The organism is Yinghuangia soli, from assembly GCF_021502675.1.
In the GTDB taxonomy this organism is placed as follows: Bacteria; Actinomycetota; Actinomycetes; order Streptomycetales; family Streptomycetaceae; genus Yinghuangia; species Yinghuangia soli.
Map to the genome: position 1 here is coordinate 13542 of NZ_JAKFHA010000017.1, position 20275 is coordinate 33816.

The 20275-nt window shown below is 71.9% G+C and carries 15 protein-coding genes; 7 read left to right on the forward strand and 8 right to left on the reverse strand.

Annotated elements, in window-relative coordinates:
* Positions 1-82: 82 nt before the first annotated feature.
* Positions 83-1993: an acyl-CoA dehydrogenase family protein gene (locus LZ495_RS25430; protein ID WP_235055209.1), complete on the reverse strand. Its 1911-nt coding sequence runs from the start codon at positions 1991-1993 to the stop codon at positions 83-85.
* Between the two features lie 252 nt (positions 1994-2245).
* Between LZ495_RS25430 and LZ495_RS25435 the strand changes: the two genes are divergently transcribed.
* From LZ495_RS25435 to LZ495_RS25445, 3 genes are read left to right on the forward strand one after another with little or no spacing between them, the layout of a single operon-like run.
* Positions 2246-2680, forward strand: coding sequence for a hypothetical protein (locus tag LZ495_RS25435; protein ID WP_235055210.1), 435 nt, complete (start codon positions 2246-2248; stop codon positions 2678-2680).
* A gap of 12 nt (positions 2681-2692) precedes the next feature.
* Complete coding sequence (locus LZ495_RS25440; protein WP_235055211.1) at positions 2693-3100, forward strand: hypothetical protein; 408 nt, start codon at positions 2693-2695, stop codon at positions 3098-3100.
* 7 nt (positions 3101-3107) lie between these two features.
* Complete coding sequence (locus LZ495_RS25445; protein ID WP_235055212.1) at positions 3108-3569, forward strand: hypothetical protein; 462 nt, start codon at positions 3108-3110, stop codon at positions 3567-3569.
* Positions 3570-3701: 132 nt separating this feature from the next.
* On the opposite strand, the gene LZ495_RS25450 is transcribed toward LZ495_RS25445, so the two are convergent.
* From LZ495_RS25450 to LZ495_RS25460, 3 genes are all read right to left on the reverse strand, one after another.
* On the reverse strand, positions 3702-5144 hold the full coding sequence (locus LZ495_RS25450; protein ID WP_235055213.1) for an aldehyde dehydrogenase family protein: 1443 nt from the start codon (positions 5142-5144) through the stop codon (positions 3702-3704).
* Positions 5145-5653: 509 nt separating this feature from the next.
* On the reverse strand, positions 5654-7312 hold the full coding sequence (locus LZ495_RS25455) for a PucR family transcriptional regulator (protein WP_235055214.1): 1659 nt from the start codon (positions 7310-7312) through the stop codon (positions 5654-5656).
* A gap of 206 nt (positions 7313-7518) precedes the next feature.
* Positions 7519-9903 (reverse strand): type IV secretory system conjugative DNA transfer family protein, encoded by a 2385-nt coding sequence (locus LZ495_RS25460; protein ID WP_235055215.1) that lies wholly within the window; start codon positions 9901-9903, stop codon positions 7519-7521.
* A 282-nt stretch (positions 9904-10185) separates the two neighbouring features.
* Here LZ495_RS25460 and gabT point away from each other — a divergent pair, with 282 nt between their 5' ends.
* Positions 10186-11541 (forward strand): 4-aminobutyrate--2-oxoglutarate transaminase, encoded by a 1356-nt coding sequence (gene gabT / locus LZ495_RS25465; protein WP_235055216.1) that lies wholly within the window; start codon positions 10186-10188, stop codon positions 11539-11541.
* A gap of 116 nt (positions 11542-11657) precedes the next feature.
* Here the strand turns inward: gabT and LZ495_RS44990 are convergent, their stop codons facing one another.
* Positions 11658-12158: an STAS domain-containing protein gene (locus LZ495_RS44990; RefSeq protein ID WP_235055217.1), complete on the reverse strand. Its 501-nt coding sequence runs from the start codon at positions 12156-12158 to the stop codon at positions 11658-11660.
* A gap of 389 nt (positions 12159-12547) precedes the next feature.
* Here LZ495_RS44990 and LZ495_RS25475 point away from each other — a divergent pair, with 389 nt between their 5' ends.
* Positions 12548-13372 (forward strand): phosphatase PAP2 family protein, encoded by an 825-nt coding sequence (locus LZ495_RS25475; RefSeq protein WP_235055218.1) that lies wholly within the window; start codon positions 12548-12550, stop codon positions 13370-13372.
* Between the two features lie 49 nt (positions 13373-13421).
* Here the strand turns inward: LZ495_RS25475 and LZ495_RS25480 are convergent, their stop codons facing one another.
* The gene (locus tag LZ495_RS25480; protein ID WP_235055219.1) at positions 13422-14357 is read right to left on the reverse strand and encodes an NAD(P)H-dependent flavin oxidoreductase; all 936 of its coding nucleotides are present in this window, start codon (positions 14355-14357) and stop codon (positions 13422-13424) included.
* Between the two features lie 373 nt (positions 14358-14730).
* On the opposite strand from LZ495_RS25480, the gene LZ495_RS25485 reads away from it, so the two are divergent.
* Both LZ495_RS25485 and LZ495_RS25490 read left to right on the forward strand, forming a co-directional pair.
* The gene (locus tag LZ495_RS25485) at positions 14731-16188 is read left to right on the forward strand and encodes an APC family permease (RefSeq protein WP_235055220.1); all 1458 of its coding nucleotides are present in this window, start codon (positions 14731-14733) and stop codon (positions 16186-16188) included.
* Positions 16189-16343: 155 nt separating this feature from the next.
* Complete coding sequence (locus LZ495_RS25490; protein WP_235055221.1) at positions 16344-17495, forward strand: trypsin-like serine peptidase; 1152 nt, start codon at positions 16344-16346, stop codon at positions 17493-17495.
* A 66-nt stretch (positions 17496-17561) separates the two neighbouring features.
* On the opposite strand, the gene LZ495_RS25495 is transcribed toward LZ495_RS25490, so the two are convergent.
* Both LZ495_RS25495 and LZ495_RS25500 read right to left on the reverse strand, forming a co-directional pair.
* Positions 17562-19175 carry a WxL domain-containing protein gene (locus LZ495_RS25495; protein WP_235055222.1) on the reverse strand — a complete coding sequence of 538 codons (1614 nt, stop codon included), beginning with the start codon at positions 19173-19175 and terminating at the stop codon, positions 17562-17564.
* Positions 19176-19369: 194 nt separating this feature from the next.
* Positions 19370-20173, reverse strand: a complete 804-nt coding sequence (locus LZ495_RS25500) for a tyrosine-protein phosphatase (RefSeq protein WP_235055223.1) — start codon at positions 20171-20173, stop codon at positions 19370-19372.
* Positions 20174-20275: the final 102 nt, after the last annotated feature.

Sequence of the window (20275 nt, forward strand, 5' to 3'; positions counted from 1 at the left end):
CCGCGCGTCCCGGCTCGCCCCCCCCGTCCACCCGGCCCCTGGGCGCGGGGGCCCCCCCCCCCCCCCCCCCCCCCCACGGCCGTCATGGCACCGTGCGGTGCACGTTCTCGACCTTGGCGGGGCCGGGGTCGGCGGCCGCGATCCAGGCACCCGGGGTGGACGGGTCGAGGACGCCGTCCTCGAGCCAGCGGTGCCGTCCGGCCATGACCTGGCCGGTCACCTTCACGTCGAGGTCGTCGGTGTTGGTCCACAGCCGGCCGAAGAGCTCCTCGCAGCGCACCCGGGCCTGCCGGCAGAACAAGTCGGCCAGCGCGTACGCCGACTCGCCTTGCGCGGGTTCCTTGCGGCGCAGCTGCTCGGCGCGTACGCAGCAGGCGCTCATCGCGAACAGCTCGGCGCCGATGTCGACGATGCGGCCCAGGAAGCCCTGCTTGCGCTCCATGCGGCCCTGCCAACGGGCCATGCCGTAGAACGTCGACCGGGCCAGCTTGCGCGAGGCGCGCTCGACGTAGCGCAGATGCGCCCCGAGTTCGCCGAACTCGTTGTAGGACGTCGGGACTTGGCCCTTGCCGGCGACGAGCTTGGGGAGCCACTTGGCGTAGAAGCCGCCCGCGTCGACGGCGGCCTTGCCCTTGTCCTTCATGGTCGCGTCGGGGTCGATGATGTCGCCGGCCACCGCGAGGTGCGCGTCGACGGCCTCACGCGCGATGAGCAGGTGCATGATCTCGGTGGAGCCCTCGAAGATGCGGTTGATGCGCGAGTCGCGCAGCATCTGCTCGGCCGGGACGCCGCGTTCGCCGCGGGCGGCGAGCGAGTCGGCGGTCTCGTAGCCGCGTCCGCCGCGGATCTGGACGAGTTCGTCGGCGACCAGCCAGCCCTTCTCCGAGCCGTACAGCTTGGCCAGCGCGGCCTCGATGCGGATGTCGCGCCGGTCCTCGTCGGCCATCAGCCCGGTCAGGTCGAGCACCGCCTCCAGCGCGAACGCGGTCGCCGCGATGAACGCGATCTTCTTGGCCACCGCCTCGTGCCCGGCGATGGACCGGCCCCACTGCTCGCGCTCCGCGGACCACTCGCGGGCGATCTTGAGCGACCATTTGGCGCCGCCCGCGCACATCGCGGGCAGGGACAGCCGCCCGGTGTTGAGCGTGGTCAGCGCGATCTTGAGGCCGGCGCCCTCGGGGCCGATCCGGTTCGCGGCGGGGACGCGGACCTGGTGGAAGCGCGTCACGCCGTTCTCGATGCCGCGCAGGCCCATGAACGTGTTGCGGTTCTCGACCGTGATGCCGGGCGAGTCCGCGGCCACCACGAACGCGGTGATGCCGCCCTTGTGGCCTTCCGACCTGGGCACGCGCGCCATGACCACGACGAGGTCGGCGACCACGCCGTTCGTGGTCCACAGCTTCACGCCGTCCAGCAGGTACGCCTCGCCGTCCTCGGTCGGCACCGCGGTGGTGGCGAGCCGGGCGGGGTCGCTGCCGACGTCCGGCTCGGTCAGCAGGAACGCGGTCACACCGCGCGCCGACGGGGGCAGAAACTCGCGCTTCTGCTCGGGCGTACCGAACATCTTGACCGGCTGCGGTACGCCGATCGACTGGTGCGCGGACAGCAGTGCGCCGAGCGCGGGGCTGACCGAGCCGACCAGGACCAAGGCCTTGTTGTAGTAGTACTGGCTCAGCCCGAGGCCGCCGTACTCCGCATCGACCTTCATGCCGAGCGCGCCGAGCTCGCGCAGCCCCTGCACCACCTCGTCGGGGATCCGGGCCTCGCGCTCGATGACCCCCGGGTCCACCTTGGTCTCCAGGAACTGCCGCAGCCGCACCAGGAATTCCTCGCCGCGCGCGACTTCTGCGGGATCGGGCTCGGGGTGCGGATGGATCAGGTCGAGGCGGAACCGGCCGAGGAAGAGCTCCTTGGCGAAGCTGGGCTTGCGCCACTCGCTCTCGCGGGCTTCCTCGGCGACCTTGCGCGCCTCGCGTTCGGTGACGGGGGGCATGTGTGGCCTCCTGACGTGCGGGTTCCCGACACGTACCCGGCCTGCCCCGGAGGATGCCGCCCGTTACCGGCCGGTGTTACTGGGCCGTACCTACCCCGGCACGACCAAGGTCACCCCCGCACTGCCGCTCCGCGGCGGGATGCGCTTCAATGAGCACAAGCTTTTGAGCGACTGCTCAAAGCGACTGCTCAAGGGGGTTCGATGACACACTTCACGCCCTACCCGCCTTGGCGGCCAGACCTGGAGCCGACGATGGCAACGGCTGGGGTGGTTGCTCCCGCCCGGACACTGGTCTGGTTCGCCGCGGCATTCCCCGCAGCCACCGTCCTGTTCTTCGGCCTGATCATCGGCTTCGGCGCCGACGCGCAGAGCCTGTACCTCCTCACCCCGGCAGCTGCGCCCCTGCCCGCCTTCGCCTGGCTGCTGGCCACCCAGGACGCGACGGCTTTCCGCGGCATCTGCATCGGGATGGGCCTGCTGCTCGGTCCGTACGGGGTCGTCACCGTGTTCTTCGGCGGCTTCGGCTACCTGCCTTCGATCCCTTTGCTCCTGCTGGCTGCCGCAGCCGCCCGCCGCGACGCGAGCTGGTCGCACAACGGCCCCGCGATCCTGGGCCTGATCTACATGGTCACGGTCACCACGTGGATCGCGACATGGCTCGGCCCGGCCTTCGGCCTCGGCTTCTGACAGGCGCCGAGCATGATGCCGCCGGAAAGCACGCACGCTCCCCAAGTCCACTGGCCCGCGCGGCTGCTGGTCGTCCTGGCGGGCTTCCCGCCTTGTGCGGTCGCGGCTGTGGTCGCCACCGCGTACCCGCCCGTGTTCTGGCTTGTGCCCCTGCAACTCGTCCCGTACATATGCCTGCTCTGGCAGCGCGACCCAGAGGGCTTCCTGATATTCGCGATCGTCGCTGCGGTCATCTGCCTCGTCGAAGGCCTGATGTTCCTCATCGTCGGCGTCGTCTTCGCGCTGCCGACGGCGCTCCTGCTGGCCCTGGCCGTCGCGTCCACCAAGCGGCCGAGCACGCTCTGGCGCAACGTCCCCGCACTGGCCGGCTTGTGCTTCGCCGGTGTGCTGGCCCTGCTCATCACCACTTCGACGAGGTGAAGCCGACATGGCCCTGCGCGACTATCTGAAGCGGCCGAGCTTCGAGCCGAAGCCGACCGAACCACCGCCCCGACCGCGAAAGCGCGAAGGACAGGTGCACACCCCGGCCAGGCTGCTGGTCGTGCTGGCGGGGTTCCTGCCCTGCGCACCCGCCGTCCTGATCGCGCTCTACAACCCGCCGCTTGTCTGGTTGGCGCTGCTGCAAATAGCGCCCTACGCATGGCTGCTCCGTGAACGTGACCCGGACGCGTTCTTCTCGGTCGCGGTCATCGCGGGGGTCATCTGCGTGCTCGAAGGCCTGATGCTGATGATCGTCGGCGTGGTCCTGGCCTTGCCGACGGTGTTGCTCCTCGCCCTCGCGGTCCAGTCCACGAAGGGCCCGAGTCAGTTGCGGCGCAACGTCCCCGCCTTGGCGGGTCTGTGGGCGGTGATCGCGCTCGTGCTGCTGATCGTCGCCCTGGCGCTGTGAACCCTCCCCACGTGCCCAGGAGGCCTGAATGGCGCTTCGCATCGCAGCCGGATAGGGCTCCCGCTTCCGGGAAAGCGAACGGGCCCGGCGTAACCCACCCCAGGTCGCCGGGCCCGTCGTCTATGGGGATCTCTAGAGGTCGAGACCCGTCATCACCATCACGCGCTCGTACGTGAAGTCGTCCATCGCGTACTTGACGCCCTCGCGGCCCACGCCGGACTGCTTGGCGCCGCCGTACGGCATCTGGTCGGCGCGGTAGGACGGCGCGTCGCCGATGATCACGCCGCCGACCTCGAGAGCCTTCTGGGCCTTGAACGCGGTCTGCAGGTCGTGCGTGAAGACGCCCGCCTGGAGGCCGTACGCCGAGTCGTTGACCGCGGCGAAGGCCGCATCGGTGCCGTCGACCTTGGTGACGGTCAGGACCGGGCCGAAGACCTCTTCGCAGGCGATCGTGACGTTCGACGGGACGTCGGTGAGCACGGTCGGGGCGTACGACGCACCCTCGCGCTTGCCGCCCGCAAGGAGCTTCGCGCCGCCCGCGACCGCCTCGTCGACCCAGGACTCGACGCGCTTGGCGGCGTCCTCGCTGACCAGCGGGCCGACGTCGACGGTGTCGTCGTTCGGGTCGCCGGTGACCTGGGCGTTGACCTTCTCCACGACCTTCTCGACCAGGCGGTCGTAGACGCTCGCGTCGGCGATCACGCGCTGCACCGAGATGCAGGACTGGCCGCCCTGGTAGTTCGAGAACGTCGCGATGCGGGTGGCGGCCCACTCGATGTCGGCGTCCGAGGACCAGTCGGCGAGGACCGCGGCCGCGGCGTTGCCGCCCAGCTCCAGGACGACGTGCTTGCGCGGCACCGAGTCCATGATCGACCAGCCGACCGGGCCCGAGCCGGTGAACGAGATGACCGGCAGGCGCGGGTCCTGGACCAGCGCCGGCATCTTGGCGTTCGGCACCGGCAGGACGCTCCACGAGCCGGCCGGCAGGTCGGTCTCGGCCAGGATCTCGCCGAGGACCAGCGCCGAGAGCGGCGTGGCGGGGGCCGGCTTCAGGATGATCGGGGCGCCGACCGCGAGGGCCGGGGCGACCTTGTGCGCGACCAGGTTCAGCGGGAAGTTGAACGGCGCGATGCCGAGGACCACGCCGCGCGAGAAGCGCCGGACCAGCGCGTAGCGGCCGGTGCCGCCCGCGTCGGTGTCCAGGCGCATGCCCTCGCCGTTGAAGCGGCGGGCTTCCTCGGCGGCCCAGCGGAACACCGAGACGGCACGGCCGACCTCGCCGCGGGCCCACTTGATCGGCTTGCCGTTCTCGGCGGTGATCAGTCGCGCGATCTCCTCGGCGCGCTCGCCGAGGCGCTTGGCGACGTGGTCGAGCGCGGCGGCGCGGCGGTACGCGGGCAGCCCGGCGAACTCGTCGCGCACCGCGTACGCCGCGGCGACGGCCTCTTCGACCTGCGCGTCGGTCGGCTCGCTGACCCGGCCCACGAGGCTGTTGTCGTAGGAGTGGGTGACATCGAAGGCGGACTCGCCGGTCGCCTGGCGACCGGCCAGCCAGAACGCGTGGGTCGTGGTCACGGGTACTCCATGGATCGCGTACGGGACAGAGGCGGCCCTGCGCCGCCCTTCCAAGGTAGGCGCGCGAGGCGGGAACCGACCTTGTACGCGACGTCCAAATGGGTGACCGCGGTTAGGACGACTTGTACGGTCCGGGGGACAGCCTGACGGACGTCGGACTGTCGCAGAGCCGCCAGGGCACGCGCGGCCCATGCGCCGAACCGCCGACTGCGTGGGGCGACGGAACGCAGGGGCGGGGCTCCGAGCGAGGCGCAGGAGCAGTCTGGCGCGGTCCGAAGCGACGAATGCGAGTGGTCCCCCGGAGGTGGGGGCGGCCGGGCGCAGGGCGATCGGTGGCCATACGCGCGAAGCTCCCGTCAGGCCCAGGTGCGGGCGGGTCTGGCGACGTCCGAAGCCGGTCCCACGTCAGGGTGGTCTCCCGAAGCTGGGGGCTCGTGTTCGGGGCCGGACGCAGCGGCGACCGATGGCCCCCGGCGCGGGGGGCCGACCCCGTCCCCGTTCGAAGCGGTTCAGGCGCGGGGGTGGTCGCCTGGGGGTTGGGGGTGGTGGTCGGGGGTGGTCAGGCGCAGGGCCAGCCAGAGTTCGGTTCTTGTGTCGGGGTCGTCGAGGCGGCGGCCGAGGATTTCCTCGGCTCGGCGGATGCGGTAGCGGAGGGTGTGGCGGTGGATGCCGAGGTCGCCGGCGGCGGCGTCCCATTGGCCGTGCCGGGCGAGCCAGGCGCGGACCGAGGCGGTCAGGTCGCCGCGGGAGGAGGCGTCGTGGGCGTGCAGGGGGGCGAGGAGTTCTTCGGCCCAGCCGCGGACGGCGTCGTCGGCGAGGAGCGGGAGGAGGGAGGCGCCGGCGTGGCCGTAGACGGTGAGGACGCGGCCGGCGCCCGCGCCGACGCCGTAGGCCTGGCGGGCTTGGCGGTAGGCCTCGGCGGCGGTCTGCGGGGCTTCGCCGTGCGGGCCGGGGGGTTCGGACACGCCGACGGCGAAGCCGGGCAGGTCGCGGGCGGCGGAGGCGAGGACTGCGGCGTCGTCGTCCAGGAGGCGGGCCGGGACGATCAGGATCGTCGCGTCGTCGAGTTCGGCGGCGAAGACGCCCGCGGTGGCGGCCGTGACGCGGTCGGTGAAGGTGGTGCGGGCGGTCTCGGGGCCGTGTGCGACGGCGATGGCGAGCGGCGGCGGGGGCAGCGGGCTGCTCATGTCGCGCGCGATGGAGCGGACGAGGCCGTCGATCGAGGCGGGGCCGGCCGGGTCGCCGGGGTCGGTGGTGAAGGCGGCGGTGGTGGCTGCGGCATAGGGCGTGCCGTGCGCGGCCGGGGTGGGGGCGCTGAGCCACAGGCGCAGGAGTGCGGTGCGCATGCGGGCCTCGGCGGCGCCCAGCGCGCGGGACTGTTCGAGCGCCAGGGTGAGGAGCGAGGTCGCCGAGCCGATGATCTGGCGGTCCGCGGGGCCGGGGGCGCGGTCGGTGCCGACGGCGAGGAAGCCGCGGATGCGGCGGTCCGCGCCGAGGGACTGGAGGACGACGCGTTCGGCCTGCGGTCCGGCGCTCTGGAGCGAGGCGGACGCGGGCGCGGACAGGCCGCGGAGGCGGGTCACATCGGCGGCGAGCGCGGCGGCGCGGGGGCGGGCCGCGGCGGGGCTGACGTGTATGGGCGCGCCGGACGGGTCGTACAGGGCCGCCCAGCCGTCCAGGCGGCCGGCGAGGCGGCGGATCAGCGCGGCGGTGCCCTCGCGGCCGAGGACGGCGCGGGTGAGCTCCTGCTGGGCGGCGAAGCCGGTGGTGACGGACTCGTACTGGTCGGCGGCGAGGGCCGAGGAGACCATCTTGCTGATGGCGATGAACGGTGTCGGGCGCGGTACGGCGAAGACCGGCAGCCCGCGTTCCTCGGCGGCCTCGACGACCGCGGCAGGCACCTTGGAGTGCGTCAGGCCGATGCCGAGGCCGAGGCCCACCACGCCCGCGTCCGCGAGGCGTTCGACGTACGCGCGGCGCTCGGCGGTCGACCGGCCCAGCTTCATGCCGGTGGTCAGCACGAGCTCGCCGCCTTCGAGGTACGGCGTGGGGTCGGCCAGCTCGCTGGTGTGCACCCAGCGGATCTCGCGCCCGAGGTTGCGCTCCCCGGCCAGCACGAGCAGGTCGAGCGAGGGGGCCCGGACGAGCTGCTCGAGGGTGGGGGGCATGGCGGGATCCTGTGCGCCGGGCGGCCCTGGGTGGCCGAAGTGGAGTGGAGGTGTGCCTCCATTCTGCCTCTCCGGCCAGGGGATGCGATGGCGGGGCGCGTGCACACGCCCTGTGGCGGGGCACGTGCACACGCCCGCCTGCGCCGACCGCCCGCGTCCCGGCGGGTTGCGGGGACCGTCCGACTCGACGGTCCCCCGCGTCCCCGTCAGCTCGGGTCGAGCTCGATCAGGATCGGTCCCGTGCGGTCCCCGTCGCGCGTGCTCAGGCTGCACAGCACGTGCTTGGCCTTGAGCTCGCCGGAGATCTCGGACGGCGACCAGTGGAAGCGCTCGACGCTGCGCACCGTGACGCTCTCCGAGCCGCCCGCCGCCTTCTCGCCGAAGAGCGCGCCCATGACCGCGAAGCGGGCCTTGCGGACCAGGCCGCCCTCGGGTGCGCCGCGGGTCACCGAGCGTTCCTCGACCAGCTTCTTGCCCCAGTGCTCCGCGAAGGCCTCGGCGTCCCGGGCGCCCGCGCCGGGCAGGACCGCCTTGCAGCCGACCCCGCCGAAGACCGGCGGGCGCAGGCGCAGCGGGAAGTCGTCCATCGAGCGCACCGCGAGGACCATGCCGGCGTTGCGGCCGCGGATCCAGCCCAGGCCCTGCGCGGCGTAGTCGTCGAGGTAGGCGCCCGCGCCGTCGGCGATCAGGCAGGCGAACGGGCCGTCCGCCGCGGCCTCCGGGTCGCGGGCCGCGGCGGCCTGCACGAAGTGGCCGACCAGGAGGCGTCCGACGATGCGCGCGGCGTCCGGGTACGCGGCTTCGTTGAGGGCCACCCGCACCCGGACCGGGCGTCCGATGTGCCGCATCGCGAAGCGTTCCCGGGCCGGATCGAACAGTGCGGCCATGCCCGGGCGTTCCAGCACGGACAGGCGCTGGACGACGAGCCGTGCGGCGTCGTCGGCGCGGGCCAGGGTGCGCAGGCCGCGCTCGAACTCGGCTTCGCGGCCGGCCTGGGCCAGCGCGGCACGCAGTGCGCCGAGGGCGTCCTCGTGTCCGTCGAGCAGGTCGAGGAGCGTCGCGAAGGAGGGGTGCCGGCCGTGGGCCGCGACGTACGCGGTGATGGCCTGGTGGAGTGCGGCGCGGGCGCCATCGCGCAGGCGCGCGTCGTCCTCGTCGGCGCCCAGGGCCGCGGAGGCCAGCCGGGCGGCGGCCTCCTCGGGCGAGTCGGCGGCGCCGTACGGGTCGATGCCCCACGGCGATTCGGGGTCGCCGAGCAGGATCTCGATGTCGTACGCGCCAGGCCGGGCGAAGCCGGTGCCCTTGCTGTCCAGCACGACGACCGAGGCGCCGCCGGACAGCGCGGCCAGCCCGAGCGACTCGACGACCGGCCGCAGCAGTGCCTCGGCCTCGCCGGCGCCGGACGGGCCGACGACCACCATGGAGGTGCCGAGGGTGTCCGGTTCGAGGGCGAAGTCGACGGCGCGCAGCGGCGCGGTGTTGCGTTCGCTGTCGGCCATCCGGCCGACCTTGACCTGGCCGGTCATCAGGTCGTGGACCGCGCGCCGGGGGCGCAGGTCGCGCGAGCCGGAGCCGTGCACGCAGGCGCCGGCACCGCGTTCGGCAATCTCGTAGGCGACGTCCTCGAGGTACTCCGGGTCGCCGTCGCTCGCCTCCAGGACGCGGCGCAGGCGCAGGAAGTCGACGTCGCCGAGGCGGCCGAGCGAGGCTTCTTCCTCCAGCCGGTCGGCGGCCCCGTCGAGGCCGGCGCCGCGCAGCTCGGGCCAAAGTTCCTCGTCGGCGGCGTCGGCGGTCTCGGCCGCCTCCTCGTCGCGCCGCGGGCGGGTGAAGTACGGCCGCAGCACGGCCGCCCAGCCGCCCCAGTAGGCGGCCGCCGCGATGAACGCGCCGTTGTAGACGATGCGGATCAGCGGCTGCATTTCGTGCAGCGTGTGGCGGCTGCCCGGGAAGGTCTCGAGGAGCAGCCACACGAACGGGCGCATGAGCAGCGCCCAGGCGACGACCCCGGCGGCGAGCGCCACGCCGGCGCGCTTCCACTGCTCGGGGGACGGGCGGCCGTTGACCGCGGCCCGCTGGTCCAGGCGCTGGAACGTCGGACCGAGGTAGTGCATGGCCAGGACGTGCCAGCGGCCCAGATAGGCGAAGAACGCGAAGTAGGTGAGCCAGAAGGGCGAGGCGAAGACCGGCCACAGCCATTTCGGCACGACCGTGCCGATGATCCACACGTACGCGACGACGAACCAGCGGCCGGCCAGCACCGACAGCAGCAGCCACAGCGCGGCGCGGCGGACCAGTGCGGCGTCCGGGCGGCGGCGGGCCCGCTCCTCCAGGGCGCGCAGCTTGATGGCGCCCTCGTCGCGGCCGTACGCGAAGATCCCGGGCGCGTCCTGGAAGCGCGGTGCGGTGATCCAGCCGCGCAGGTCGAAGCCACCCGAGGCGCCGCCCGCGGGCTTGGCCGGGTGCGGCACTCCGGGGCGTCCGGGAGTGCCGAAGACCGGTTCCTCGAGCTCCGGGTCGTGCCACCACTCGCCTGCGGTCCCGGTCGCCGCCGCGGCCGATTCGCGGCCGTCCGCACCCCGTCTGCGTTCCACGTCCATCCCGTCACCGCCGCGTCGATTCCCGCCACAGGAAACGCACTCAATGTAGTGGACCGCTGCTCGCGCGTGATGATCATTCCGTATCCCGACACGATCGTCCGCAGGTCAAATGCGCCGCGCCGGACAGCCCGCCGCGGAGCCCGTCCCAGAGCCCGTCGCGGAGTTGTCCGCACTGGACATGTTCGAGGGGGTGACTTCTCCGGTGTGGCGCATGCAGCCACCCGTCCCGGGAACCTAGCCTGCGGAGCACACCCCGCCACTCACAAGGAGAACTCGATGGGCGCTTCGCAGCCCGGCGGGCCGTCGCTTCCGCAGGAGCGCCGGCTTGTCACCGCCATCCCCGGCCCCAAGTCCGTCGAGCTCATGGAGCGCCGGAACAAGGCCGTGGCGCGTGGCGTCAGCACCACCCTGCCGGTGTTCATCACCCGCTCCGGCGGCGGCGTCGTCGAGGACGTGGACGGCAACTCGCTGATCGACTTCGGCTCCGGCATCGCGGTGACCAGCGTCGGCAACAGCGCCGAGGCCGTGGTCCGCCGCGCCACCGAGCAGCTGCAGCGCTTCACCCACACCTGCTTCATGGTGACCCCGTACGACTCGTACGTGGCGGTGGCCGAGCAGCTCAACGAGCTCACCCCGGGCGACCACGAGAAGCGCACCGCGCTGTTCAACTCGGGCGCCGAGGCGGTCGAGAACGCGGTGAAGATCGCCCGCGCGTACACCAAGCGCAGCGCGGTCGTCGTGTTCGACCACGGCTACCACGGCCGCACCAACCTGACGATGGCCCTGACGGCGAAGAACATGCCGTACAAGGAGTCGTTCGGCCCGTTCGCGCCCGAGGTCTACCGGGTGCCGGTGGCGTACCCGTACCGCTGGCTGACCGGCGCGGAGAACTGCGCCGAGGAGGCCTCGGCGGCCGCGATCGACGCGATCACCAAGCAGATCGGCGCGCACAACGTCGCCGCGGTCGTCATCGAGCCCATCCTGGGCGAGGGCGGCTTCATCGAGCCGGCCAAGGGCTTCCTGCCGCGCATCGCGGAGTTCTGCCGCGAGAACGGCATCGTGTTCGTCGCGGACGAGATCCAGACCGGCTTCTGCCGCACCGGCCAGTGGTTCGCGTGCGACGACGAGGGCGTCGTCCCGGACCTCATCACCACCGCCAAGGGCATCGCGGGCGGCCTGCCGCTCGCCGCGGTGACCGGCCGCGCCGAGATCATGGACGCCGCGCACGCGGGCGGCCTGGGCGGCACGTACGGCGGCAACCCGGTGGCCTGCGCCGCCGCGCTGGGCGCCATCGAGACGATGCGCGCGCTGGACCTCAACGCCGCGGCCACCCGCATCGGCGAGGTCATGAAGGCCCGCCTGGGCGCGATGGCCGAGAAGAACCCGGCGATCGGCGAGGTCCGCGGCCGCGGCGCGATGATCGCGATCGAGCTGGTCAAGCCCGGCACCAAGGAGGCGAACGCGGAGCTGGCCGGCGCCATCGCCAAGGCCTGCCACGCCGAGGGCCTGCTGGTGCTGACCGCCGGCACCTACGGCAACGTGCTGCGCTTCCTGCCGCCGCTGGTGATGCCCGAGCACCTCCTCGTCGAGGGCCTGGACATCCTGGAGAAGGTCATCGGCCAGGTCGCCTGATCCCGGCCTGCCGAGTAAGACACTTCGGCCGCGGCACCCGTCCTTGGGGTGCCGCGGCCGAAGTGTTTTCGGTACGCGTTTTCCGGCGTGTTCCGGAGTGTTTCCGGGCGGGCGCGTCAGGCGCCGCCCGGTTGGCCGATGCGCAGGCCGGCGGCGGTGTCCCAGCCGCACAGCCGCAAAATGCGCAGCAGTTGGCGGGATGCGCCGACGAGCAGCAAGTAGCCGTCCTGTCTGGCCAGTTCGGCGGCGCTCTCGATCACGACGCGGAGCCCCGCGACATCGATGAAGGCCAGTCGCGAGACGTCCACGGTGACCTCGGCGCCGTCGCGGGCGACCGCGCGCAGCGAGTGCCGGACGATCTCGACATTGGCCAGGTCGACCTCGCCGTCCAGGCGGATGCCGCGCGGCCGGGCCGTGCGGACCACCCGGAGCTGGCGGTCGCTGGTGATGACCACGCCGATGCCCGAGCCGCTCGCGCCGCCGGGACTGCCGCGCTTCTCGCGGGCCGGCGTGCGGGGATCGGAAAATGCCGTGGTGAACCGGCGGACACGCGCCGGTGCGGCGGGTGCCGGAATCGACGGCACTCGGTGGGACGGGTAGCCGGACTCTTCAACCACCTTGGGAACCCTACCTTTGCGGACCGACGGCGGGCGGGGGTCGGACGACCGTGCGCTGACGTCACGTCACACAACCTCAGGCGGTTCAACGCCTGACTGCCCCCATCGTCGGCCCGGTCCCTGCCATGGTGTGGAGGGCCGGATCTCCCGCTCTGTGACGCCGCTCACATCCGGGGCTGACACCGTACATCTCGGACGCCGCACAATCCAGAGTGCGCGGACTTCCGAACAGGGACTCGGTTGGGCAATTCCCGCTTCGGCGCCATCGCACGATGACAATCCGGCCCCGGACGAGTGCGGACAAGGGCCGTGGAGATGGTGTGCAGGACTTGTGACGACCGCGGGCACCGGGAACCTGGAATGGGGGGTTCCACGTATCTTCGAGTGAGATGCACGCGAGGACCCCAGATGCCGGACCCGGCACGCCCCCAAGCCCGGGCACCGGCGGACCCCATGCCGGCCTTGAGCAAGCCGGCGACCGCCCCGGGACAACGCCCCCCGTCCCGGGGCGGTGGTCCGCCCTGGCACGGTCCGGTGCACTGCTCCCCCTCCTTCTGGCCCTGCTGCTGACCGCACTGACCGTCCAGGTCGTCGCGGACGCCGGGCCGCTGATCCCGCTGGACGAGTCGGTCCGCGACGGCATGCGCGACCTGGCCGCGGCCTCGGGACTCGGGTGGCTGGACGGCCCGATGCACGGGCTCGCCGACCTGGGCGGTCCGCTGCCCGGCGGGCTCGCGCTGGCCGCGGCCTATGCATACGCGGTGCAGCGCACTCCCCCGCGCCGGCGCGGGGTCCCCCATGGCGCGCACGTCTTCCGGCTCCGGCTCGCGGCGGTGGCGACGGCCTCGGTGGCCGTCGTCTCGGTGCTCGTCGTCGTCGGCAAGATGGCCATCGCGCGGCCCGGCACGAACGAGCAGCCGGTGGCGGGCGGCGACTGGGGCTTCTTCCCGTCCGGGCACACGGCCACATCCGCGGTGTGCTTCGGCGCGGCGGCCCTGCTTCTGGGGTGCGTCCTGGGGTCGCGGGCGCGCAAGCGGGTCTATGCAGTGACGATCCTGCTGTGCGGGCTGATCGGATTCTCGCTGCTGTGGTGCGACTACCACTGGCTGGGCGACGTGCTGGCGAGCTGGTGCCTGGTCGGCATCGTGCTCTGGTGCGCGGCCCGCTTCCTGCCCCGGGCACCGGAAGAAGAAGCGGACCGCGCAGGCTCGTGAGGCGCGCGGCCGGCAAGAAGGCCCGCAGGCAGGTCAGCAGGTCAGCAGGTCAGAACGGCAGCAGGTCGGCGCGCTTGCGGGCCTCGTCCAGGGCTTCCCGGAAGGTCCGCATCGTCTCCTCGATGATCTCGGCAGCCGGCTGCACCTGGTGCACCAGGCCCACGGACTGGCCCGCGGAGGCCAGCGAGGCCTCCATGTCGCCGCCGAAGTACAGCTGCTTGACCGCCGCCAGCGAGCCGCCCGCCTGGCCGCCGGTGGCCGCGAGCTCGCTCGAGTACGCGGTCTTGAGCACCCGCATGGTCGGGCTGCCGTTGCGGTTCACCACCACGGTGCCGGTCTCGTCGGCGCCGACGACGGCCTGCTTGTAGTTGCCGTGCACGGGGCTCTCGGCGCTCGCCACGAAGCGCGTGCCCATCTGGACCGCCTCGGCGCCGAGCGCGAACGCGGCGGCCATCCCGCGCCCGTCCACGATGCCGCCCGCGGCGATCAGCGGCAGGTCGGTCAACTCGCGGACGGCCTGGAGCAGCACGAGCAGGGAGACCTCGGCGGGGTTCTTGAAGCCGCCGCCCTCCGCGCCTTCCACGACCAGCCCGTCGACGCCGCACTCGACCGCCTTGCGGGCCGCGCGTACCGACGGGACGACGTGGTAGACGGTCAGCCCGTGCTCCTTGAGCAGCGGCAGGAAGGTCGCCGGGTTGCCCGCGGACGTGGTCACGAAGCGCACCCCCGCCTCCGCGACGTACCGGACCATCGTGTCGTCGCGCAGGAACATCAGCGGCAGGTTGACGCCGAACGGCAGGCCGGCGGCCACCATCGCGTCGATCTCCGCCTTGCAGTTGTCGGTCTCGCCGGAGGACGTCTCGATCATGCCGAGGCCGCCCGCCGCGGAGACCGCGGCGGCGAGGCCGGAGCGGGCTATCCAGCCCATGGGCGCCTGGACGATCGGCAGGCGCGCACCGGTGTGCGCGAGGACGCGATTGCTCATGCGCCGGACCGTACCGCCCGGGCCGTACGGCCAGAAGGCAGTGCGACTTGGTGTGACCGCCGTCGCTCCTCCCCGCGGCCCGACCCCTTCCGTCCCGAAGATCACAGGTGTCTCACAGCCGGTAACTTTTTGCCCGGGCAAAACGACGGGATCCGTTGCAGGAAATTCCCGCAACCATAGGAAACTGACGTAGTTTCAGTCGTTTGCCTTCGGAATCGGTTGTTGACGGGATCTTGACGCTCGAACGAACGGCAGATTTCATAACGCAGCACCTTGCAGACGCAGCCGTACGTCCCACGACGCATCACGGCCCCGTCTTGCTCCCGTCTCCGGAGGCGATACCTCGCACCCCCTGTTGAATCAGGACGCGCCCATGGCTGAAGCAACACTCCCCAAGGTCGACGCGGGATCGCCCCCGAACCCCCCGACCGGCACCACAGGCACCGCCGTGCACCCCGACGGACCGAAGCCGCTGAAGCGGTCGATCGGCGTCGTCGGAGGCACTCTGCTCACGCTTTCCTGTCTGACCCCGGCGTCCTCGCTGTTCGTGATCGTGCCCGGCATGTTCGCGACGCAGGGCACCGGCACCGCACTGACTCTCGTGATCGCCGCCGTGATGTGCGTGCTGGCCGCGTTCTGCTACTCCGAACTGGGCACGATGGTGCCGAGCGCGGGCGGCGAGTACGCGATGGTCGGTACGTTCATGGGCCGCTTCGCGGCCTGGATCGCCTTCATCGTCGCGGGCATCGTGGTGATGGTGGTGCCGCCGATCATCGCGCTCGGCACCGGTGAATACATCACCTCGATCGTCAGTCTCGACGAGACCGGCATCAAGTGGGCCGGCGCCCTGGTGATGCTCGGCGCGACCGTGATGGGCCTGCTCGACCTGCGCGCCAACGCCTGGGTCACCGGCATCTTCCTGGCCCTCGAGGTCGTCGCGGCCGCCCTGGTCGCGTTCCTCGGCTTCGGCCACACCGAGCGCGGCGCGTCGACGCTGATCAAGCCCGAGGTGCTCACCGAGGGCGGCGGCATGAGCCCGCTGACCATGGGTGTGCTGATCTCCGGCCTGGCCGTCGCGCTGTTCGCCCTGCAGGGCTTCTCGACCGCGGTCTACCTGGCCGAGGAGATGGACCAGCCGCGCCGCACCGTCTCGCGCACCGTCCTGTGGACGCTGGGCCTGGGCGCCGCGATCCTGATCATCCCGACGATCGCCATCACCCTCGGCGCCTCCGACATGGAGACGCTGACCGCGGGCGACCTGCCGAGCATGATCGAGGGCTGGAGCAACTCCGGCATGGCGACGTTCATCAGCCTGTGCATCGCGCTCGCCATCATCAACGCGGCGATCGTCATGGTCATCCAGAACTCCCGCGTCCTGTACGCCTCGGCGCGCGACCGCGCGTGGCCGACCCCGGTCAACAAGGCGTTCGGCACCGTCAACCGCTTCGGCGCCCCGTGGGTCTCCACCCTCGCGGTCGGCGTCCCGGGTGCGGTCCTGTGCTTCGTCGACCTGACGCTGCTGGGCCTCGTGACCTCGGTCGCGGTCACCCTGCTCTACCTGGTCGTCGCAGTCGCCGCCCTGTTCTCGCGCCGCGGCCACCACAAGCACACCCCGGCTTGGCGCATGCCGCTGTGGCCGGCCGTCCCGATCGTGCTCATCGGCGGCCTGCTGTACGTCATGTACGAACTGGCCAAGTCCGACATGGAGCCGGTGTACTACACCCTCGGCATCGTCGCAGTCGCCGCGGTCTACTACGTGGCGTACCTCTACCCGCGTCAGCAGAAGCGCTGGGTCATCACCCTCGCCGACGAGGGCACCCCGAAGGACTGAGCAGCACCTGACACACCAGCAGGGCCCCGGCGGATTTCCGCCGGGGCCCTGCTGCATGTGCGGGAGAAGGGCGGGATTTGGCCTTGGCTTGAGGTTGGCGGTGGATGGCTGCGGCTACGAAGAGTGGTACGGGGAGGGTCGGTTCGGAGGGGGCCATGGCCGGGAAGCGTGCGGCGGGGCGGTTACGGGTGCTGGTTGCGGGGGTGCTGGTCGCGACGCTTGCGTTGAGCGGGTGCGACAGCATCAAGCGGGCGGTCGACAAGGGCAGTGGGGCGTCGAACTCGCCCGGGAGTTCGGGTGGTTCCTCGTCCGATCCGGGGGTGTCGCCGGACGGGGCGACCGTCGAGCAGGCCGCCGAGTTGTTCGATACGACGTTGGGGCGGGTCGTCGGGAACGTGCGGGACCTGGGCGATACGGCCGGGCAGTTGCTGCTGCAGAAGTACTGGACGCCGCAGCGCCTCGGCGCGGCCACGGAGCGCGAACCGGTCGTGGACGAGTCCGTGCAGGCTTCCGCCGAGGCGAGTGCGACGGCCGGTCCTGCGGGTCCGGAGCAGGTCGGCGGTCCGGCTGCGGCACCGTCGGCGGGAAGTGCCGGGCGCGGTGTGCCGGGGCTGCCGTCGAGCGGCGGGGCGATTCCGCAGGCTTCGGGGAAGGTCTTCTTCCGTGATCCGGGGGACGGGAAAGACCACAAGTGCTCCGCCGCCGCGGTCAACAGCGGTACGCGGCGGCTTCTGGCCACCGCGGCGCACTGCGTGCATTCCGGGAAGGACGGCCGGTGGATGCAGAACTGGGTGTTCATCTCGCAATACCAAGCCGGCAGCACGCTCAACGCGTTGAGCGCCTTCCCGGCCCGGACGCTGCGCACGTTCGACGTGTGGATCGCCGAGGGCAACGGCGACAAGTACACCACCGACAAGGCGTTCAGCCACGACGTCGCCTTCGTGACCACCGCGAACGGATTCTCCGGCAAGCGCATCGTGGACCAGTACGGCGGCTACGGAATCCGCACCGGCGGCTACCCGGTCCGCCCGGCCGACGTACGCGTCCTGGGCTATCCGAAGAACATGGACGGCGGGAACGTCGAACAGGAATGCGTCGCCCCGCTGATCCCCCGCAAGGTGTTCGTCGAGGTGGCCTGCAACTACGGCCCCGGATCGAGCGGCGGCCCCTGGGTCTGGCGGTTCCCCGAGATCGGCTGGCTCGTCGGCGTCACCTCGACGGCCGACAGTTCCCGCTTCAGGCGCAACTACAGCCCGCGCTTCGGGTCCGACGTGTGGGCGATGTACCAGGCCACCGCCCGCGATTGACCGAGCAGGTACGCCGACGGCGCCGGAGCACGGACTCCGGCGCCGTCGGCGTGAGCGGTACACGGGTCAGGCGAGGGTGAGAGTGAGTGTTCCTGTGTAGGCGCCTGCTGCGGCGAACTTGGGCGTGGTCAGGACGAGTTCGGCATCCGCGGTGAACTTGCCGCCGGTCGTCGCGCCGGTGGGTGCGGCGCTGCACAGGGTGGCGGCGGTCGCGCCGAGGGGACCCGGGGAGCCGTCGGCGACCGGGTTGAGGCTGGCTGCCGAGGCGGCGCAGGACGGGGTCCAGGCGATGTTGCCCGCGGGGATCTTGTCCACTCCGTTCGCCGCGGTCAGATCGGTCATGGTGCCGGTGAGCGACCAGCCGAGGTTGCCGCCGCGCGTGTCCAGGACGGTCACCCGGTTCAGGTCCGCCTTGGCGGTCTGCGCCTCGCCGTTCAGGGTCACCGCGCCGAAGTCGAGGCCGGTGCCGGCCTGGGACATCGTGAGCGTGCCGGGCGCCAGCGTCACCGCGGCGTTCTGCGTCGCGGGCGGCGGGCCCTCGGTGAGAGTGAACGGGAGGGTGACGGAACGGTCGTCGTAGGTGCCTTCGCGGACGAGCAGCCCCTTGACCCACGGCGAGTCGATCGTGAACTGCGTGGTGAACGTGCCGTCGTACCCCACGTCGAAGTTGTGGGTGGGCCACAATTCGAAGCCGTCGGAGTCCAGTTGCGTGACGTTGGCGCCGACGTTCGGCGTCCAGTTCCGTCCGGTGATGTGCACGACGGTGCCGAGGCCGCCGGACGACGTGCTCAGGGTGGCCTCGCGCGGTCCGGTCACCACGAACGGCTTGACGGAGATGCCGGCCTGGGCTTCCTTCTCGCCGCCGACCACCTTGACGATGTACGCGCCTTCCGGCAGTCCGGTCGGCGCGAGGGTGGCCGTACCGGTCAGGACGCCGGCGCCGTCGACCGCCAGCGTGTCCGCGGTGAAGCGCGACGCGGCACAGCCGCTGCCGTCGCCGTTGCACAACTGGACCTGCACGGCCCCGTTCGGGGTGAACTTGCTGCCGCCGAGGGCGATCGGCTGCCCGGGGTGCAAGTCGCCGCCCGGCGCGGTCAGTACGGCCGGCTCGCCGCCGCTCCCCTCGACCGCGACGTCCGCCACGACGGCGTCGCCGCCCGCGTCGACGGTGCACGTGGTCGGGAAGACCATCCCGCCGGGCGCCAGCGTGGTGTCCGTGACCATCTTGACGACGGTGAACTCGATCCGGCCGCCCGCGGTCGCAGATACCGGGATGTTGAACTTCCCGCTGTACGCCGCGATCGGCACCGGCTCGTCCTTCACCGCGATGATCGTCTGCTCGGTTCCGGTGACCGTCACCTCGCCGGTGGCCGCGCCCTTCATCGCCAGCGTGATGGACGGGGTGGCGTAAATGGTCAGGCTGAGCGAGCTCTTGGCCGGGCTCACGCCCAGCGTGACGGTCCCGGTCAGCTGGCCGCCGGCCGGCACCGCGGACTTGTCCAGCGTGACGGTGACGTCCTGCGGGCCGGTGAACGTGCCCTGCCCGGCGGGCAGTACGCATGTCACGGTCGGCCGCACGGTGCCCGCGCCCGCGGCAGGGGCCAGAGCGACAAGTCCCGAGACGGCGACCAGTCCGGCGGACGCTGCCGCGACCGCACGTCGGAGGTAAGTGCGTGGCACAGAAAGTCTCCTCGTCCCATGGGTGGGCCCGCCCGGAAGAGTCGAGCCGACGTGCGCATGAGCATCGGAAATGTGCCGCTCCGAAAGAATCAAGTCAATAGCCGATGACATCGAAACGCGTTGACACGTGTCACCGAACGACCAAGGCCCCGACGGGAGTTCGCCGGGGCCTTGCAGACTTGCGGGTGCCGCGCTCAGTCCTCCAGGAGGAGTTCGCGCAGGCGCTTCTGCTTGTCCTCGTCGAACTCCAGGCCCTCGGCGAGGTACGCCTCGAAGGATCCCCAGTGGGTGTCCATGACTTCGAGGGAACCCACCAGGTACTCCTCGCGCACTTCGAGGAACGGCTGGAACAGCGCCATGAGTTCGGGCCGCGCCGCGAGCTTGTCGGTGCTCGGCGCGTAGCGGCGCTCCGGGTCGTTGCTCTCCAGGTAGTTCGCCAGGATCGCGTCGTCCGGCACGCCCGCGATGCGCTGGACCAGGGCGGCGGCGATGCCCGCGCGGTCCTTGCCCGCCGAGCAGTGCACGACGACCGGCAGGCCGTCCGCCTCGATCAGCGCGTTGAGCAGCGTGACGTGGTTGGCGCGGCGGCTCACCACCTGGTCGCGGTAGTCGTGCGCGATGGCCTTCTCGGCCTTGCCGTCGCCGAGGCGCTCGCGGAGGACGGCCATGTCCCCGGCCTTGATGTCCGACCAGAAGTCGGACGTGCGCGCCGGGTCGGACATCGGCAGGTTGATCCACCGCGCGCCGTCGGGGAGGACGTCCGCACCGTCGAGTTCGATGTCGGCCGGGCTGCGCAGGTCGACGACCAGCCGGATGCCGAGCGCGGCAAGCGCCTCGCGGTCGGCCTCGGTCGGCTTGGCCAGGTGTCCGCTGCGGAAGTAGCGGCCGGGCCGGATACGGCGTCCGTCGGCGGTCGGCAGTCCGCCGATGTCCCGGAAGTTGCGGATGCCTTCGAGGGCGATGGTGCCGTCCTCGGCATCCGCGTGCTGGTGCCCCACACGTGCTCCTCTCACACGTACGTACGCGCGTACGTACTCACACGTACTTCGGGCCCCGCGTGGTTCTGCGGGACCCGTACTGCTCACGCGGCGGGGGGACGC

What these genes read in the sequence shown, in the direction of transcription:
- LZ495_RS25430 (WP_235055209.1), bottom strand. Translation starts at nt 1,993, where the DNA reads ATGCCCCCCGTCACCGAACGCGAGGCGCGCAAGGTCGCCGAGGAAGCC.
- LZ495_RS25435 (WP_235055210.1), top strand. Translation starts at nt 2,246, where the DNA reads ATGGCAACGGCTGGGGTGGTTGCTCCCGCCCGGACACTGGTCTGGTTC.
- LZ495_RS25440 (WP_235055211.1), top strand. Translation starts at nt 2,693, where the DNA reads ATGATGCCGCCGGAAAGCACGCACGCTCCCCAAGTCCACTGGCCCGCG.
- LZ495_RS25445 (WP_235055212.1), top strand. Translation starts at nt 3,108, where the DNA reads ATGGCCCTGCGCGACTATCTGAAGCGGCCGAGCTTCGAGCCGAAGCCG.
- LZ495_RS25455 (WP_235055214.1), bottom strand. Translation starts at nt 7,312, where the DNA reads ATGCCCCCCACCCTCGAGCAGCTCGTCCGGGCCCCCTCGCTCGACCTG.
- gabT (WP_235055216.1), top strand. Translation starts at nt 10,186, where the DNA reads ATGGGCGCTTCGCAGCCCGGCGGGCCGTCGCTTCCGCAGGAGCGCCGG.
- LZ495_RS25475 (WP_235055218.1), top strand. Translation starts at nt 12,548, where the DNA reads ATGCACGCGAGGACCCCAGATGCCGGACCCGGCACGCCCCCAAGCCCG.
- LZ495_RS25480 (WP_235055219.1), bottom strand. Translation starts at nt 14,357, where the DNA reads ATGAGCAATCGCGTCCTCGCGCACACCGGTGCGCGCCTGCCGATCGTC.
- LZ495_RS25485 (WP_235055220.1), top strand. Translation starts at nt 14,731, where the DNA reads ATGGCTGAAGCAACACTCCCCAAGGTCGACGCGGGATCGCCCCCGAAC.
- LZ495_RS25490 (WP_235055221.1), top strand. Translation starts at nt 16,344, where the DNA reads ATGGCCGGGAAGCGTGCGGCGGGGCGGTTACGGGTGCTGGTTGCGGGG.